This is a genomic window from Mycobacterium saskatchewanense (assembly GCF_010729105.1).
GTDB classification, from domain to species: Bacteria; Actinomycetota; Actinomycetes; order Mycobacteriales; family Mycobacteriaceae; genus Mycobacterium; species Mycobacterium saskatchewanense.
This window is the reverse complement of sequence record NZ_AP022573.1, coordinates 804883-821777: the sequence shown is the minus strand read 5'-3', so window position 1 is coordinate 821777 and position 16895 is coordinate 804883. Positions and strand designations below refer to the sequence as shown.

Genomic DNA, 16895 nt, shown 5'->3' with positions numbered 1-16895 from the left:
ATGTCGATCCCGCCCCTGCACCCCGAGAGCACCGGCGACCCCCGCGAGTTGCGGTGGGCAACCGGTGCGCGCCAGCTGCCCGACCGACCCCCGCAGCTGACCGCCTTGATCGACGAGGGCGTGCTGGAACGCATCCGGATCGGACCCGGCGAAGCGCGAACCTGGTTGGCCGACGACAGGTCCTGGGCCGTCGACGGTCCGCGGGTACGGTCGGCGCTGTTCGACGCGTTGTCGTCCCTCGACGACTCCGCCGACCTCGGGGATGACGAGCTGCGGCTGCGGATCGAGGAAATCCTGCGGCGCGACGTCGCGCCCGTCGCGGACTCACACGGTGGCGCCGTCGCCGTGCACTCGGTGCACGACGGGGTGCTCACGGTGACGCTGGCCGGGGCGTGCCACGGATGTTCGGCGGGCGAGCGGACCATGAGCGATCTGGTGGCCCGCGCCGTGCAGGCGCGCTACCCGCAGATCCGCGAGGTTCGGGCGGCCAAACCGCGCCGGACGTGGCTGACGCTGTCACGCCGACGCGACTGGCACCCGCGGCAACCGGGGAGTGGTTGACACCTGTTCGGTCACCGAGTTTATTTGCCGCTATGACAGGGGCCTCTACGATCGCCGTCGACGACGTGGTGCTCGGGCTGTGGCGGGCGCTTTCCCGCCGGGACTGGCCGGCCGTCAAGACATTTCTCTCCGACGACTGCCTCTACGCGGACATGCCGGTCCCCGCGCTGTCGGCGCACGGTCCCGAGAACATCGTGAAGCGGCTCAAGATGGGGCTCGAGCCGCTGGCCGGTTACGAAAACCACGACGGTCTGCTGGTGTCCAACGGACCCGACGCCATCTACGAGCACTCGGAGACCTGGACCTTCGCCACCGGCGAGCGCGGCGTGCTGAGGTTCGTCACCGTGCACAAGGTCGTCGACGGGAAAGTGACGGTCTGGAAAGACTATTGGGACTTCAATAGCCTGGTGGCGTTCGCTCCCCCGAACCACTTCGAGAACCTCGCGAACGCCGACACCAGCTGGGTGTTCGACGCGACCGGGCTGGTCTGACCGGCTACTTGAACAGGTTGCTCAGGCCGAAGAAGCCCGAGATCAGGTTGCCGGTGTTCAGTCCACCGCCGGTTGTGGGCGCGATCCCGGGACGCCGTCACGACTCCGCAAACTCCTTGAGCCGCTTGAGCGTCGCGGACAGGTTGCGTCCCACCTGGCGCACGGCGATGCGGTCGGCGATATAGGCGATCAGCCCTCCCGGCGCCTGATACGAAAGCCGGAACACCACCTTCGTTCGTCCCTCGCCGCAGTCCCGCAGCCGGATCCGGCCGCGCACCGTGATGCCGGTGATGCCCACGAAGGCGACATCGCGCCTGTCGTCGTACTCGACCACCTCGATCAGGCCGCCCACCGGCACCGAACCGATCTTCCAGTGCACGGTGTAGCGCGCCCCGACGCCGGCGCGCTTGTCGCCGGACGGCTCCCAGCGTTCAAGGTTCGACATGAAGGACGGGTAGCAATCCGGCTCGCCGACGATCTTCCACACGGTGTCGCGGTCGGCGTCGATGACGCACCGGCGTTCGACGCGCATCAGCCGATCACCGGGAATCGGCGTTCGGCGGCCAGGCGGTCGACGCCGCCCTGGAGGCTGGCCATCACCTTGTCGTGCACCGCCTGATCCTCCAACTCCGAGCCACCGACCTCGATCGGCTCCTGGACCTCGATGACGATCTTGGTCGGCAGCGGGATGTGGCCCGCCAGGTCGCTGATGTTCAAGCCCCACGGCAGCGCCAGTGAGATCGGAATGCTCTTGAGCCGCAACAGTTTGTCGGCCATCAACAGCTTGGCCAGCCATTGCCCGCGGTTGAGGAACAGCGCGCTCTCCTGCCCGCCGACGCTGGCGACGGGAACGATCGGCACGCCCGCCTCGCGGGCCAGCCGCACGTAGCCCATGCGACCGCCGAAGTCGACCTTGTGGCGTTCCCAGGACGGCCGGAAGACCTCGTAGTCCCCGCCGGGGTAGACCAGCAGCGCCGCCCCGGAGTCCAGGGCCAGCCGGGCGTTCTCGGGGTTGGCGGCGACGGTGCCGAACTTGCGCAGCCAGCCCAGCGGCGGTGCCGAGACGACGAGGTTGTGGGCCAGCTGATAGAACGGCCGCTCGACGCCGAAGTACGAACAGAACGCCAGCGTGAAGACGAACGTGTCGGGCGGGACGTTGCCGCCGCTGTGATTGCCGACCAGCAAGACCGGCCCCTCGGCGGGAATCCGGTCCAGGTGCCGCACGTCGGCGCGGAAGTAGAACGACGCCAACAGCCACGTTCCGGGCAGCTGGTCGCGGATGTAATCGGGGTCGCGCTGATCGAGATCGGCTTTCGGGACCCGCGACACGACCTGCTTGCGAGCCCAGTCCAGGACGTCCGCCATGGTCGCCATAGCCGCGGGTATACCCCCGCGTCGACGCACGTCAAACCTGGTAGAGGCGCGCCGCGTTGCCGCGGGCGATCAGGTCGACGACCCGCATGGCGTCGCCCTCGCTCCAGTCCCCGCTGGCGACGAATTCGCCGACGGCGTGGCGAATCCCCTTGCGCCACAGCGCCGCTCCCAGGAAGTGTAACTCGGCCGGGCCGAAGCCGTCCGACGAGTACAGGACCTTGCCGAAGGGCGCCATCTCCAGCAGACGGGCGAGGAAGGCGGGCGCGCGCGCCCCGAGATGGTTCACGCTCAACCCGCCGTCGACGTAGACGTTGTTGAACGCCTGCGCCAGGTAACCGGCCTCCCGCTCGTAGGGATAGCAGTGCAGCAGCACGATCGGCGTGCCGGCGGACTGGCGCACGAAGTCGAGCAGCAACAACGGATTCGCCTTCAGCAGGTCGCAGTCCCGGTCGCCGAACCCGACGTGGAACTGCAGGGGCTTGCCCAGCCCCAGCGCCTGGTGCAGGCCGAAGCGCAGCAACACCCGATCCTCGAGGCGGACACCGCCGCAGTCGCGCCACCGGCGGGCGGCCTCGGCGACCTCCCGTGGCGACGGCTCGCTCAGGTCACCCTCGAACCCGCCCCGGTAGGCCAGGATCGACTTGGTGCCTGCCGCGGAGGCAGCGCGCCGGTGCAGGATCTCCCCGAACGCCGCCGCGTAGTCGCCCGGTGCCCGCGCGGCCTCTTCGGCCACCTGTTCCAGACGCACGATCTCGTGCGCGCGGCCGCCCGACAGCGCCGCCACGTCGGCCACGTCGGCCACGCCGGGGGTGCCGGTGTCCACCAGCCAGTCGCTCACTCCGGCGCCCGGCAGGAACAGGCGGGCCAACTCCCGCTCGTCGAACTGGCTGCGGCGCTCCCAATACGCTTCGAGATCAACGTGTTTCGGCAGTCCGAGCACCGGGCCGCAGTGGGCGCGGACGGCGAACCCGAGCTGGGAGTCGAAGCCCGAGCCCGTCAGCGGCTCGGTGTTCGCCTCGTTCAGCGCGTTCTCGAACCGCCGCCGATCCCCCGCTTCCACCCAGCACCCGTGGACGTGCTGGTCGATCAGGGCCACGCCGTCGACGTGCCGCGCCAGGTCGGTCACGGGCGCTCACACGCTCCAGGCCATCCGGAACTTGTCCGCCAGCGGCTCCGGGTCGAGGTCGCCGTAGCGCTCCTGTTCCAGGCGCCGAACCGCGACCACCATGTCGACCGCGGGGTCGCCCAGGATGCCGCGCAGCAGCTCCGAGCCGTCGAGCGCCGCGATGGCGTCGGCCTGCGCCGCCGGGAGCAGCGTGATGCCGGCGCGATCCCGCTCGGCGTCGGACAGCAGTGCCGGATCGACGGTGGTTTCCGGCGGCAACGTCGCCCGGCGCGTGATCCCGTCGAGCGCGAGCCCGAGGATCGCCGCGGTCGCCAGGTACGGGTTGGCCGATGGATCGACGACCTTGACCTCGACGTTGCCGCCGCGCGGGTTGGCGGGCCCGCCCCTGATGAACCGCACGGCCGCCTCGCGGTTTTCGGTGCCCCAGCAGGCGTAGGCCCCGGACCAGTTGCCCGGCCGCATCCGCAGACCGGACACGACCGACCCGCACAGGACGGCCTGGGCCTGCGGCAGGCCGCGAAGGACACCCGCCACCGCGCTCTCTCCCGCAGGGCTCATGCCGTCGGCGGCGGTGCCGTCGGTGAACAGCGGACCCCCCGGCTCTCCTTCGACCCGTGTGAGCGAAAAGTGTTGGTGGGCCCCCGATCCCACGCTGCCGGCGAAGGGCGTCGGGGAAAGGCTGATGCGCAGCCCGTGGCGGCGGGCGACCCGGCCGATGATGAGCCGCATCAGCACCAGCTGGTCGGCGGCGGCCTGCGGGGGTTGCGGCGCCAGGGAGATCTCGAACTGGTTGGCGCCGTACTCGGGGTGGAACTGCTCGATCGAGATGCCGGCCGTCGTCGCCGACCGGGTGACGTCGCGGACGAACTCCTCGCGTTCGAGCACCCCGGCGAGGCCGTACTGCGCCCACAGGGTCGATGGCAGGCGGGCGCCGTCGGGAGCCACCAGGAGGAACTCGATCTCGTGGCCGATGGCCGCCTCGATGCCGGCTTCCAGGAGCGCGTCCTGGATGCGGCTCAGGGTCCCGCGCGCGCACGCCGCGACGGGGGTGCCGTCCTGCTCGAAGAACGCGGCGGGCGCCCAGGCCAGCCCGTCGCCGACGATGCGCAGCGCGGACAGGTCGAGCCGCAGGCGCTGGTCGCCGATCACCCCGACGGTGTCGGTGAAGGCGATGCCGCTCTGGTCGATGGCGAAGGCGTGCCACGAGGGGCTGGCGCCGAGGCCGGGGTCCGCGAACGCGTTGGTCCGCCGGATCGGCACCGTCTTGGCCAGGGTGAGCCCGGCGGGGTTGACGACGGTGCCGATGACCGTGTCGACGCCCTCGGCCTCCAGCTGGGCGATCGCCGCGGCGGCCAGCGGTGTGGTCGTCACGCCAGTCCTGTCATGGCAGTCATTGTGCAGCCTGGCGCCGGATCAGTTCTGGCGGCCGATCAATTCGGTGGCGAACCTTTCGATGAAGTCGCCCACGGGCGTGCTCCCCGCCGGCCGGATGACGAATTTCGTCAGTCCCGCGTCGATGTAGGCGTCGAGCTGCCGGTGCAGCCGATCCCAGTCGGGGGCCACCAGCTCGCCCGGATCGACGTCCGGACGGCGCCGCCGGGCCACCGCGACCAATTCCGGGGACAGCTCGCCGTCGGCGACGGCGAGCGAGATACCGAAGTGGTCCGGCTCGATCCGCCGGCCGGCGTCGGTGGCGGCCCGTTCGATCGCCTCGCGCCCCGCCCTGGCCTCGGCCGGGGTGAGGAAGCTGCCCAGCCAGCCGTCGGCGAGCGCGCCGATGCGCCGAAACGCCGCGGGTGCGGAGCCGCCCAGCCAGATGTCCAGCGGCGGGTCCGGCCGCGGGGCGACCGCGGCTCCGGTCACGGTGAAATAGCGCCCGGCATACGATGCCGGCGCGTCGGTCAGCGCCGCGCGCAGCACCCGCAGCGACTCGTCGAACACGGCCGCGCGTTCACCCTCAGGAACCACGAACACCTCCCGCTCGGCCGGTATCGCCGAGTGCAGGCCGAACACGGGGAGCACGCGCCTGGGCGCGACGGCCGCCAGCGACGCCAGCTGCTTGGCGACCAGCACCGGGTGGCGCCCCGGGAGGATGGCGACCGAGGTGCCCGCCTTCAGCCGGGTGGTCCGGGCCAGCGTGTAGGCCATGCCCACCACCGGATCCACGGCCGGGGAGTAGACCAACTCGGAGAACCACAGCGAGTCCACTCCGCTGCTCTCCAGATGGTCGACAATGCCGGCGAGCTCGTTGGGAGCAGTGTTAGCGCCGAGCCCGACGCCGAAGCGAATCTTCATGAGATCCTCTCACATGTCCTCCCATCTGACCGCGAAACATCAACGGCTGCACCGTTTTTCGGTGTATCGCTCGCGGCAATCGAGGTATCGCGGGGCGCGCTGGCGGCAGCTAGGCGCGGCTGGGCAGCGTCAGCTTGCAGGCCTGGCCGATGTCGAGCGTCCGCAGCATCCGGCCCATCCCGACCCACAGGGCACAGGACATCGCGAGGTCGGCGAGCAGTTCTTCGGAGAAGTGTTCGCTGCACCGGCTCCAGAAGTCCTCGTCATCGCGCAGCTTGGTGTGTTCGGTGCCGAAGCGGTGGGCGAACTCGGCGGCCAGGCGCTCCTGCTCGCTGTACCCGGGCCAGGTGCGCCACTCCAGTGCGTGCTCGTAAAGATCCTCGTCCACGCCCGCGGCGGGGCCGTCGGCGTCGCGGGTGTTCAGGCACACGGTGCATTCGTTGTCGTGGGCGATCACGGCCCGGGCGATTTCGCGGGTGCGCAGGGGCAGCCGGTTCTTGGTGTAGACCGCCTGGCTGAAGTTGGCGATCGCGCCGCCGAGGTCGGGCGATTTGGTGGCCCAGCTGTAGATGTCGTCGTCGGCGAATGTTCCGATTCGGCTCATGGCGTGATGGTACGCCCGGGCCGCTGATTTGCGGAGACCGCGCTACCGGCCTGCGCCCACCGGGATCTTGGTGGTGGGCGGCTCGTCGTGCCATTCGCGTTGCGCCAGAACGCGTCCCGCCACCCGGCCGAGCGCAGCCTGGACCGCGCGGCTGTCCGGGCGGCCCTGGAAGCCCGGCGACCGGGTCAGCTTGTCGACCAGCCAGGCCACCAGAAGCGAGTGCACGTAGTCGACCTGCTGATGCCCGGCGGGTGTCAGCCACATCTGGTCCCCGTCGCCCTGCGCGTAGCCCGCGGTGACCAGGCGGTTGAAGACCGGCTCCAACACCTCGAACGGTATTCGAAGGTAATCGGCGATATCGGTCAGCCGTGCGGCGCCGTACATCTGGGCGTACCGGTTGATACGCAGCACTCCCCAGAGCCCGGCGACGTCGAGCCGGCAGTCCGGCCGCATCGCGATGCTGCGCAGCCGCATGCCCGGGGCCCCGCGCAGCATCCGTTCGACCGCGCCCTCCAGCATCTGGTCGGGCGTCTCGGTGGTCGGCATGCCGAACCCGTCGCCGAGATCGACCGCGCTGTCGCGGATCTCGCGCAGGGGAATTTCGCGCAGGAACAGGGCCAGCACGAAGCCGACGAGGGCGACCGGCGCCGCCCACAAGAAGACTTCGGTGAGCGACTGGCTGTAGGCCGCCACGATGGGCGCCGCGACGTTGTGGGGCTGGCGGTGCAGGGCCCCGGGGGAACTCACCGCGCTCGGCGGTGCGCCGCTGACCGCCAGGGCCGCGCCGATCCTGCTGTTGAGAAAGTTCACGAACAGCGACCCGAAGATGGCGGCGCCGAACGAACTGCCGATCGTGCGGAAGAACGTCACGCCCGAGGTGGCGACGCCGAGGTCCTCGAAGTCGGAGGTGTTCTGCACGATGAGGACCAGCACCTGCATGGACAACCCGATGCCGGCCCCCAGGACGATCAGGTAGGCCGACTGCAGCAACGCCGACGTGGACGGGTCCATCCGGGACATCAGGAAGAACGCGAGCGCCATCAGCGCGGTGCCGGCCACCGGGAAGATCTTGTAGCGGCCGGTGCGCCCCACGATGGTGCCGCTGCCCGTCGAGGTGATCAGCATCCCGACCACCATGGGCAGCGTGCGCAGGCCCGAGGTGGTGGCCGAGACGCCGTCCACATATTGCATATAGGTGGGCAGGAACGTCATGGCGCCCAGCATCGCGAAGCCCACCACGAACGACAGCACGCAGCACACCGTGAAGACGGGGCTGCGGAACAACCGCGTCGGCAGGATCGGCGCGGCGGCGCGGCTTTCGACCGCCACGAACGCGGCGAGCGCCGCCAGCGCCCCCACGAACAACCCGATGATCGTGGGCGAGCCCCACGGGTAAAGGGTGCCGCCCCAGCTGGTGGCGAGCGTCAGGCCGGCCGCTCCGAGGCCGACGAGGACGATGCCGGCGTAGTCGATGGCGGGCTTGGTGGACGCGGTGAGCGCCGGAATCGCCGCGGCCGCGACGAAGATGACGGCCACCGACACCGGCACGTTGACCCAGAACGCCCACCGCCACGTCAGGTAGTCGGTGAAGTACCCGCCGAGCAGCGGGCCGACGACGGTGGTGACGCCGAAGACCGCGCCCAGGATGCCCTGGTAGCGGCCGCGCTGCCGCAGCGGCACCACCTCGCCGATGAGTGCGCTGGCCGTCACGGTGATTCCGCCGCCGCCGATCCCCTGCAGCGCCCGCGACCCCACCAGCATCGCCATCGACTGGGCGAGCCCGCACAACACCGACCCGACGACGAAGAACAGCACCGCGGCCTGGAACACCCGCTTGCGGCCGAACAGGTCGCCGAGCTTGCCGACCAGGGCGGTGACGATCGTGGAGGCCAGCAGGTAACTCGTGACCACCCACGACTGGTGGCCGGCGTCGCCGAGGTCGGCGACGATGGTCGGCAGCGCGGTGGCGACGATCGTCTGGTCCAGGGCCGCGAGCAGCATGCCCAGCACGATCGCGACGAAGATGAGGTTGCGCCGCTGCGGGCTGATCTCGGCGCTGCCGGGGACCGGGGCAGGGACGGGATCGGGGCCCGGGGTAGCGGGCGTCGCTGCTGCTCTCGGGCTCGTCATGTTTCCTGTCGGGGCCTGCTGGTCCCCGCGCCGGGTCAGCTCGGGGGCCGCGAGACGCACTGGGCGGAGTACAGCTCCTCGCCCAGCTTGTCCATCAGCTCCAGTTGGGTCTGCAGGTAGTCGACGTGCAGTTCCTCGTCCGCCACGATCTTCTCGAGCAGGATGGCGCTGGTGGTGTCTTGCTTCTCCCGGCACATGATGATTCCCGGCTTGAGGCGGTTCAACACATCGAACTCGATCGCCAGGTCGGCCTCGAACTGCTCGCGCAGCGTCTGCCCGACGCGCAGCGAGCCGATCCGCTGATAGTTCGGCAGGCCGTCGAGCAGCAGGATGCGATCGGTGATCGCCTCGGCGTGCCGCATCTCGTCGAAGGACTCTTCGCGGGTGTGCTTCGCCAACTCGGTGAAGCCCCAGTTGTCCTGCATCTTGGAGTGCAGGAAGTACTGGTTGATGGCGGTGAGCTCGCTGGTCAGCTGCTCGTTGAGCAGGCGCAGAACGTCGGGGTCACCTTGCATCGTCACTCCTCGCGGGTTCACTGGCTTGTTCGGCTGCGGACGGGAGGGCGGGGCTGAAGCGCCCCGTCCGCGGCCCGTAGCAGCACTTTGCCATGCCGGCATCGAATCTTCCAGGAAGGTATGCCTCGGCTGAGTGCGTGGCGGGAGCCGCGGAGTCGGGCGCTGGTTAGGTTAGACTCAACTAACCTTCTTAGGTTAGACTCTACTAACATGCGGCAAGGTGATTCAGCGCGTTCGTCCGGGATTCCGGTGCCGGGCGTGCCCGAATCGCGGTCGCAGGGCTGGACTTTCGTCATGGGTGATGGTGTCGGCGTGCGAAGGGTGTGCTGAATGTACGTGTGCCTGTGTGTCGGGGCCACCAATCAGACCGTGTCCGACGCCGTGGCGCAGGGTGCGTCCACCTCCAAGGAGGTCGCCGCCGCGTGCGGGGCGGGCGCCGACTGCGGACGTTGTCGACGCACGCTGCGGGCGATCATCGCGGCCTCGTGCAAGCTCGAGCCCGCGTCCTAGCGGCCTATCCGTTCAGCTCCGGTTGTTGAAATCCGCCAGGGCGGCGGCGTTGGCTTGTGCGCCCATCAGCTCGGCGAAGTGAGCGTTCTCGCGCGCGCTGGCCGCCGCGATCTCGGGGCGAACAGGTTCCAGCATCGTGTGCTTGACGGCCATGAGGCTCGAAATAGGCCGTGCGGCAAGGATTTCGGCGTGCCGCCGAGCCTCGGGTAATAACTCTTCGGGTTCGCAGACCCGCCACACCAGCCCCATCCGCAGGGCCTCTTGGGCGTCGATCCACTCCGACGACAGCAACAGCCAGGCGGCGTTCTGCCGCCCGACCAGCTGCGGCAGCAGGTATGACGATGCCGCCTCGGGCGCGACGCCCAGGCTGGTGAACGGGCACTTCAGCCGCGCGGTCGAGGACATGAACGCCAGGTCCGCGTAGCCGAGGATGGTGGCGCCGATCCCCACGCCGACGCCGTTGACCGCACAGATCAGCGGCTTGGGAAACGCGCTGAGGGCATCGATCAGCCCGGGGAAACCGTGCTTCCCGGGGGTGAAGCCCGGGTCGGTGATGCGCGCCTGCATCTCGGCCAGGTCGGTGCCGGCGGAAAAGCCGCGGCCGGCGCCGGTCAGCAGTACGACGGCGACCTGCGGATCGTCGGCGGCGGCCAGCAGCGCCTCGGCGGTGGCGTCGTAGAGGGCTTCGTTGAATGCATTCAGCGCCTCGGGCCGGTTCAGCGTGAGCGTGCGCACGCGCTTGTCGTCGTCGATGTGCAATATCACGAGACTGCAGCCTAGCTTTGCGGCGGCGGTCGACGAACGTCGAGTTGTTTGCACCGAAACGGCCAAACGCCGACAACGAGTCGACGCTGGGTGAGGGCGGACGGTCAGCCGTTGCTATAGACGCGGGTCGGCGCGACCAGGACCACGGCCCGTCGCTCGCGGGCCATGACGCGGTCGTATTCTTCCCAGTCGTCGTGGCTTCCGCCCGCGGCGGTGAAGACCTCGCGAAGCAGGAGCCGCAACTGGTCGTCGCCGGCCAGCCAGGGTTGCGGGTCGTCGGGTCCCGCCAGTTCCGCGCGGCCCTCGACGGTGGCCCACCTCCACCCGTCGCGGAAGGTGACGGCGAGCTGCGGGCGGGCCCGCAGGTTCGCCAGCTTGACCTTGCCGTAGGTGGTGAAGCCCAGCACCGGTTGACCGGTCGCCGGATGCGGCAACAGTCCGACGTTGACCAGCGAGGCCTGCACCGTGTGGTCGGCCCGGACCGTCGAGACCACCGCCAGGCCGTTCTCCCCCGCCGCCAGTGCCACGGCTTCGCCCAGTGTTGTCATGTGGCTCCCTTACTGTTCGAACGGCGCCTTGAAGACGTAGCGACTGGTGGGCACCGTGTCGATGTTTTCGTTGGCACCGAATGCGGTTGTGCTGGCGACCATTCGGGCGAGGCGGTCCTGCAGCTCGTTGTCATCGGACGCCCCGAAGAACGCCTTGATGTCGGTGATCGCCTCCGCCGGGAACAACTCCTCGACGATGCCCGCGATTCCCGGCGCATCCGGGGTGAGGGCGCGGACGACGCAGTTCTGGGCATAGCCGAACGTCGACTGCGTCTCGATGGCCACCGGGGTGTGGTCGCGCTGCCATCGGGTCAGCCACGTCGCCTGGTCGAGGGCGGCGGGGCGGCGCAGCAGCGCGATGTTGGCCAACCCGGGCGTCCGGTCGCCGGGAGGGACCGCCGGCGCGGCGAGCGGGACCGACTCGGTCACCAGGTAGGCGGCGAGCCGCTCGCATTCGCCGGCGAGGAGATCGAGCGCCGCCGTGGTCTGATCGCCGTAGCACTGCTGCGTCCACAGGCTCACCACCGCGCCGACCGGCGGATCGAGCGTGGTGAGCGTCATCAGCGAATGCCGCACCGCGTCGTCGCGGACGTTGACCGCGAGCCCGCGGACGCCCAGCTCCAGGAGCGCGTCGGCGACCGGCCCGCGCTGGCGGGCGCACCACTTGTCGTCCGAGTCGGGCCGCATGAGCACCACGATGACCTTTTCCATAGGGGTGAACCTACGTCTTCCGGGGCCCTACTTGACCAGCCGCACCTGGTGTTCGCTGCCGATCAACCTGCCGATCGTGTCGGCGAGCCGGCGGTAGGACTCGTCGCGGCCGCTGGACGCGCGAAATACCAGGCCGATTCGCCGGCCGGGGCGCGGTGCGGCGAACTGCGCGAGGTCCAGGCGGCTCCTCGCCGCCTCGACCGGCACCGCGGTCTGCGGGATCAGCGTCACCCCCAGGCCGCCGCTGACGCACTGCACCGCCGTCGCCAGCGACGCCGCACGCGTGTTGGCCAGGTCGGCCCGCACACCGGCCTTGTGGCACACGTCGAGCGCCTGGTCGCGCAGGCAGTGGCCCTCGTCCAGCAGCAGCAGCGGCAGGTCGGCGAGCGCCGTCGCCGGCACCCGGCGCCTGCCCGACAGCGGGTGGCCGGGCGGTAGCGCGAGGACGAAATCTTCGTCGTAGATCGGGATCGCGGTGACGCCCGCCGCCTCGGCGGGCAGCGCGATCAGGGCGGCGTCCAGCGATCCCTCGCGCAGGACCGTCAGCAGCCGCTCGGTCTGGTCCTCGATCACCCGCAGGGTCAGATCCGGGAACTGTTCGGTGAGTCCGGCCAGCACCGTCGGCAGCACGTAGGGGGCCACCGTGGGGATGAGCCCCAGCCGGATGCCGGCGCGCAACGGGTCGGCGGACCCGGTGGCCGCCGCGGTGAACTCGTCCACCGCCTCGATGACGGCCTGGGCGCGCGGCAACAATTCCGTGCCCTCGGTGGTCAGGAACATTCGCCGCGTGGATCGCTCGATCAGCGGCATGCCGAGGCCCGTCTCCAGCGCTGCCAGCGCCTGGGAGAGGGTCGACTGGCTCACGCCGAGAGCCGTTGCGGCACTGCTGAAATGCCGCTTCTCGGCGACGGTCACGAACGCGCGGAGGCCGGCGATTGTGGGCTGATAGCTCTTATCGGTCATTCTTATCAGTGTAGTGGCAAATATCACCTTTACCTGACAATAAATGCCAGGCACCATTATTTGGGTACACACCAAACCGATTACGGATCTTGCACTTAAAGGAGAGACATGGCTTTGCTCACCATCGGTGACCAATTCCCGGCCTACAACCTGACCGCGCTGATCGCCGGCGACCTGTCGAAGGTCGACGCCCAGCAGCCCGGTGACTACTTCACCACCATCACCAGCGACGACCACCCCGGCAAGTGGCGTGTGATCTTCTTCTGGCCGAAGGACTTCACCTTCGTGTGCCCCACCGAGATCGCGGCGTTCGGCAATCTCAACGACGAATTCGCCGACCGCGACGCGCAGGTCCTCGGGGCTTCGATCGACAGCGAGTTCGTGCACTTCCAGTGGCGCGCGCAGCACGAGGACCTCAAGAAGCTGCCGTTCCCGATGCTTTCGGACATCAAGCGCGAACTGTGCCTCGCCACCGGCGTGCTGAACGACGACGGCGTGGCCGACCGCGCCACCTTCCTGGTCGACCCCAACAACGAGATCCAGTTCGTCTCGGTGACCGCCGGGTCGGTGGGCCGCAACGTCGACGAGGTGCTGCGGGTCCTCGACGCGCTGCAGTCCGACGAGCTGTGCGCCTGCAACTGGCGCAAGGGTGACCCGACCATCGACGCCACCGAGCTGCTCAAGCAGTCGGCTTAGGGGGGGCGAGATGGGCATCGAGAACCTCAAGGGCGCGCTTCCGGAGTACGCCAAGGACCTGAAGCTCAACCTCGGCTCGATCGCGCGCAGCACCGAGCTGGGCGAGGAGCAGCTGTGGGGCACGCTGCTGGCCAGCGCCGCTGCGACGCGAAACACCCAGGTGCTCGCGGAGATTGGCGGCGAGGCGGCCGACATCCTGTCCGCCGAGGCGTACAACGCCGCGCTGGGTGCCGCGTCGATCATGGCCATGAACAACGTGTTCTACCGTGGTCGCGGCTTCCTCGACGGTAAATACGACGACGTGCGAGCGGGCTTGCGGATGAACATCATCGCCAACCCCGGCGTCGAGAAGGCGAATTTCGAGTTGTGGTGTTTCGCCGTGTCGTCGGTCAACGGATGCCCGGACTGCGTTGCCGCACACGAGCACACGCTGCGTGAGGCGGGCGTAAGCCGGGAGGCGATCAACGAGGCGCTGAAGGCCGCGGCGATCGTGGCTGGCGTGGCACAGGCGATGGTCGCCTCGCAGACGCTGGCCGGCGTCGGCTGAACGCGACGCCGTGACGGACCGGGTGCCGGGGCCAGGCTGGATCACACACGCGATCTGGTGGCAGGTCTATCCCCTCGGTTTCGTCGGCGCATACCCAGCGGCGGAGCCGCCGCGGCCGGATGAGCACCGGCTGCGGCGGCTCGCCGACTGGTTCGACCACGCCATCGAACTCGGCGCCTCGGGGATAGCGCTGGGTCCGGTATTCGCCTCGCGGACACACGGTTACGACACCACCGACCACTACCGCATCGATCCCCGCCTCGGGGACGACGCCGACTTCGACCATGTCGTCGCCGAGGCGCATCGCCGCGGGTTGCGCATCCTGCTCGACGGCGTGTTCAACCACGTCGGCCCGGACTTTTCCCGTTACCGGGACGCCGCGAACGACGGGGCCGCCGCCCGCTGGTTTCGGGGACGCCCGGGTCGGTTTCACACGTTCGAGGGCCACGAAGGCCTGATCACTCTCAATCACGACAACCCCGAGGTCGCCGACTACGTCGTCGACGTGATGGCGCATTGGCTGGAGCGCGGCGCCGACGGCTGGCGCCTGGACGCGGCTTACGCCGTGCCGCAGGCCTTCTGGGCGTCGACCTTGCCGCGGGTGCGCGACCGGCACCCGGACGCCTGGTTCGTCGGCGAGCTGATCCACGGTGACTACGCCGCGGTGGTCCGGGCGGCCACATTCGACTCGGCCACCCAGTACGAGCTGTGGAAGGCGATCTGGAGCAGCCTGAACGACGGCAACTTCTTCGAGCTCGACTGGGCGCTGCAGCGGCACAACGACTTCCTCGGCAGCTTCGCTCCCCTGACCTTCATCGGCAACCACGACGTCACCCGCATCGCCAGCCAGCTCACGCGCCCCGAGCACGTCGCGCACGCGCTGGTGATCCTGCTGACCGTCGGCGGGGTGCCCAGCGTGTACGCCGGCGACGAGCTGGGGTTTCGCGGGGTGAAAGAGGAGCGGTACGGCGGGGACGACGCCGTGCGCCCCGAGTTCGGTTCGCCGCCAATGCAACTGGACGCCTTCGGCGTCGAGATGTGGGAGCTGCACCGCTATCTGATCGGGCTGCGACGCCGCCACCCGTGGCTGCACAGGGCGTCCACCACCGCCGTGCGACTGGAAAACCGCGGTTACCTCTACGAGACCCGCAGCGGCGACGACGCCCTGCTGGTCGCGCTCAACATCGCCGACGAGCCGCAGCTCTTCAAGGTGGGCTCGGGCCGGGCGGAGGTCGTCGCGGGGTCGGCGGCCCCTCCGCCGGAGGTCGTCGACAGGGTGACCGTCGAGCCGCACGGCTGGCGGATCCTGCGCCCGGTCTAGGCGCCGGTCAGGAGCTTCAGCGTCAGCTGATCCTGCCGGCCGCCGTAGTACTTGCCGAGCAGCGCGACGAAGTCGGCGTTGTCGGCCGTGGCCCGTGCGAACAACGTCATCGACGAGCACAGCTTGAGGTCGTCCGGCGCCCCGAAGATCTGACCGATCGAGCGGCCTTGGACCTCGTTGACCAGGCGCGCGCACTCGTGCAGGCGCGGCCCGAGCACGGGGTGCCGTAGGTAGGCGCCGGCCTCGTCCAGCGAGGAGATGCCGTACCGCTCGGCCGTCGGGCTGCTGCCCAGGCCGCGCAGCTGCGGGAAGACGAACCACATCCAGTGACTGCGTTTGCGCCCCGCCCGCAACTCTTCCACCACCCGGTCGTAGACCGGGGCCTGCGCTTGTGTGAAGCGCCGCAAATCGAAGGGATCGTCCGCCTTTTCCATGTGACTACCGTGGCACATATGACTTCTAAACCTCATATGGCTTTTGGACAACCAGCGGCGGTTAGACGACGAGTGCCCAAGGTGCGCGACTTCGCGCCGTTGATTCACTTCAAGCGACCCGAGTTCGACGCGACCAAGCGCCGCCTCGACGCCGCGTACACCATCGACGACCTGCGCCGCATTGCCAAGCGCCGCACCCCAAAGGCGGCCTTCGATTACACCGACGGCGCCGCCGAGGAGGAGCTGTCGATCGCGCGCGCCCGGCAGGCGTTTCTGGACATCGAATTTCACCCGACGATCCTTCGTGACGTCACCAACGTGACCGCCGGCTGGAACGTCCTGGGCGAACCGGTCGTCCTGCCGTTCGGCATCGCGCCGACGGGATTCACCAGACTGATGCAGACCGAGGGCGAGATCGCCGGCGCAGCCGCGGCGGCCCGGGCCGGGATCCCGTTCTCGCTGTCCACCCTGGGGACCACCGCGATCGAAGACCTGGTGACCGCGGTACCGCAGGGCAGGAAGTGGTTTCAGATGTACATGTGGCGCGACCGCGACCGGTCGATCGCGCTCGTGCAGCGCGCGGCGGCCGCCGGCTTCGACACCCTGCTGGTCACGGTCGACGTCCCGTCCGGCGGGGCGCGGCTGCGCGACAACCGCAACGGCATGACGATCCCGCCCGCCCTCACGCTGCGCACCGTGCTCGACGCCGTGCCGCACCCGAAGTGGTGGTTCGACCTGTTGACCACCGAACCGCTGTCGTTCGCGTCCCTGGACCGCTGGCCGGGCACCGTCGCCGAATACCTGAGCACGATGTTCGACCCCAGTGTCACCTTCGACGACCTCGAATGGATCAAGTCCCACTGGCCCGGCAAGCTCGTCGTCAAGGGGATCCAGACGCTGGAGGATGCCCGCGCCGTCGTCGAGCGCGGCGTCGACGGCATCGTCCTGTCGAACCACGGCGGTCGTCAGCTGGACCGGGCGCCGGTGCCGTTCCACCTGTTGCCGGCGGTCGCTCGTGAACTCGGGAAGGACACCGAGATCTTGCTGGACACCGGCATCATGGCCGGGGCGGACATCGTGGCCGCGATCGCGCTGGGCGCGCGGTTCACGCTCGTCGGGCGGGCATACCTGTACGGGCTGATGGCCGGCGGCGAGGCGGGGGTGACCCGCGCGATCCAGATCCTCGAAGAGGGCGTGATCCGCACGATGCGGCTGCTCGGCGTGACCTGCCTCGAGGAGCTGACGCCCAAGCACGTGACGCAGCTGCGGCGATGGGGGCCCGTTTCGCCGCCGGAATGACGCCT

20 protein-coding genes are annotated in these 16895 nt (G+C 69.4%); 7 read left to right on the top strand and 13 right to left on the bottom strand.

The window, feature by feature from the left end:
* Together G6N56_RS03700 and G6N56_RS03695 are read left to right on the top strand one after the other, a co-directional pair.
* A complete protein-coding gene (locus G6N56_RS03700) occupies positions 1-561 on the top strand; it encodes a NifU family protein (RefSeq protein WP_085257377.1) in 561 nt (186 codons plus the stop codon).
* A gap of 32 nt (positions 562-593) precedes the next feature.
* On the top strand, positions 594-1052 hold the full coding sequence (locus tag G6N56_RS03695; RefSeq protein WP_085257165.1) for a nuclear transport factor 2 family protein: 459 nt from the start codon (positions 594-596) through the stop codon (positions 1050-1052).
* A 97-nt stretch (positions 1053-1149) separates the two neighbouring features.
* Here G6N56_RS03695 and G6N56_RS03690 read toward each other — a convergent pair whose 3' ends face one another.
* The 8 genes from G6N56_RS03690 to bfr all read right to left on the bottom strand — a co-directional run bounded on the left by G6N56_RS03690 (position 1150) and on the right by bfr (position 9096).
* Positions 1150-1584, bottom strand: coding sequence for an SRPBCC family protein (locus tag G6N56_RS03690; RefSeq protein ID WP_085257164.1), 435 nt, complete (start codon positions 1582-1584; stop codon positions 1150-1152).
* Positions 1584-2426: a lysophospholipid acyltransferase family protein gene (locus G6N56_RS03685; protein WP_085257163.1), complete on the bottom strand. Its 843-nt coding sequence runs from the start codon at positions 2424-2426 to the stop codon at positions 1584-1586. Before G6N56_RS03685 ends, G6N56_RS03690 begins: the two co-directional genes overlap by 1 nt.
* Positions 2427-2457: 31 nt before the next feature.
* Positions 2458-3552 carry an amidohydrolase family protein gene (locus G6N56_RS03680; RefSeq protein WP_085257162.1) on the bottom strand — a complete coding sequence of 365 codons (1095 nt, stop codon included), beginning with the start codon at positions 3550-3552 and terminating at the stop codon, positions 2458-2460.
* Positions 3553-3558: 6 nt separating this feature from the next.
* Complete coding sequence (locus G6N56_RS03675) at positions 3559-4923, bottom strand: type I glutamate--ammonia ligase (RefSeq protein WP_085257161.1); 1365 nt, start codon at positions 4921-4923, stop codon at positions 3559-3561.
* 42 nt (positions 4924-4965) lie between these two features.
* Entirely contained in the window at positions 4966-5847 is an 882-nt protein-coding gene (locus G6N56_RS03670) for a TIGR03854 family LLM class F420-dependent oxidoreductase (protein WP_085257160.1), read from the bottom strand.
* A 109-nt stretch (positions 5848-5956) separates the two neighbouring features.
* A complete protein-coding gene (locus G6N56_RS03665; RefSeq protein WP_085257159.1) occupies positions 5957-6451 on the bottom strand; it encodes a carboxymuconolactone decarboxylase family protein in 495 nt (164 codons plus the stop codon).
* 42 nt (positions 6452-6493) lie between these two features.
* Positions 6494-8581: an MDR family MFS transporter gene (locus tag G6N56_RS03660; RefSeq protein WP_085257376.1), complete on the bottom strand. Its 2088-nt coding sequence runs from the start codon at positions 8579-8581 to the stop codon at positions 6494-6496.
* A gap of 35 nt (positions 8582-8616) precedes the next feature.
* On the bottom strand, positions 8617-9096 hold the full coding sequence (bfr, locus tag G6N56_RS03655; RefSeq protein ID WP_085257375.1) for a bacterioferritin: 480 nt from the start codon (positions 9094-9096) through the stop codon (positions 8617-8619).
* Between the two features lie 330 nt (positions 9097-9426).
* Here bfr and G6N56_RS03650 point away from each other — a divergent pair, with 330 nt between their 5' ends.
* Complete coding sequence (locus G6N56_RS03650; protein WP_085257158.1) at positions 9427-9606, top strand: (2Fe-2S)-binding protein; 180 nt, start codon at positions 9427-9429, stop codon at positions 9604-9606.
* Between the two features lie 12 nt (positions 9607-9618).
* On the opposite strand, the gene G6N56_RS03645 is transcribed toward G6N56_RS03650, so the two are convergent.
* The 4 genes from G6N56_RS03645 to G6N56_RS03630 form a co-directional block, all read right to left on the bottom strand.
* Complete coding sequence (locus G6N56_RS03645) at positions 9619-10371, bottom strand: enoyl-CoA hydratase/isomerase family protein (RefSeq protein ID WP_085257157.1); 753 nt, start codon at positions 10369-10371, stop codon at positions 9619-9621.
* A 104-nt stretch (positions 10372-10475) separates the two neighbouring features.
* Entirely contained in the window at positions 10476-10919 is a 444-nt protein-coding gene (locus tag G6N56_RS03640; protein ID WP_085257156.1) for a TIGR03618 family F420-dependent PPOX class oxidoreductase, read from the bottom strand.
* A gap of 9 nt (positions 10920-10928) precedes the next feature.
* Entirely contained in the window at positions 10929-11630 is a 702-nt protein-coding gene (locus tag G6N56_RS03635) for an EthD domain-containing protein (protein WP_085257155.1), read from the bottom strand.
* A gap of 27 nt (positions 11631-11657) precedes the next feature.
* The gene (locus tag G6N56_RS03630) at positions 11658-12593 is read right to left on the bottom strand and encodes a hydrogen peroxide-inducible genes activator (RefSeq protein WP_085257154.1); all 936 of its coding nucleotides are present in this window, start codon (positions 12591-12593) and stop codon (positions 11658-11660) included.
* Between the two features lie 108 nt (positions 12594-12701).
* Here G6N56_RS03630 and G6N56_RS03625 point away from each other — a divergent pair, with 108 nt between their 5' ends.
* Genes G6N56_RS03625 through G6N56_RS03615 form a run of 3 tightly spaced genes read left to right on the top strand, consistent with a single transcriptional unit; the run spans position 12702 to position 15157 of the window.
* Positions 12702-13289 carry a peroxiredoxin gene (locus G6N56_RS03625; protein WP_085257153.1) on the top strand — a complete coding sequence of 196 codons (588 nt, stop codon included), beginning with the start codon at positions 12702-12704 and terminating at the stop codon, positions 13287-13289.
* Between the two features lie 10 nt (positions 13290-13299).
* Positions 13300-13836, top strand: coding sequence for an alkylhydroperoxidase, AhpD family (locus G6N56_RS03620; protein WP_085257152.1), 537 nt, complete (start codon positions 13300-13302; stop codon positions 13834-13836).
* 10 nt (positions 13837-13846) lie between these two features.
* A complete protein-coding gene (locus G6N56_RS03615; RefSeq protein WP_085257151.1) occupies positions 13847-15157 on the top strand; it encodes an alpha-amylase family glycosyl hydrolase in 1311 nt (436 codons plus the stop codon).
* Here the strand turns inward: G6N56_RS03615 and G6N56_RS03610 are convergent.
* Positions 15154-15591 carry a DUF1810 domain-containing protein gene (locus G6N56_RS03610; protein ID WP_085257150.1) on the bottom strand — a complete coding sequence of 146 codons (438 nt, stop codon included), beginning with the start codon at positions 15589-15591 and terminating at the stop codon, positions 15154-15156. The two genes, G6N56_RS03615 and G6N56_RS03610, sit on opposite strands and share 4 nt — an antisense overlap.
* Before the next feature lie 36 nt (positions 15592-15627).
* On the opposite strand from G6N56_RS03610, the gene G6N56_RS03605 reads away from it, so the two are divergent.
* Positions 15628-16890, top strand: coding sequence for an alpha-hydroxy acid oxidase (locus G6N56_RS03605; protein WP_085257149.1), 1263 nt, complete (start codon positions 15628-15630; stop codon positions 16888-16890).
* Positions 16891-16895: the final 5 nt, after the last annotated feature.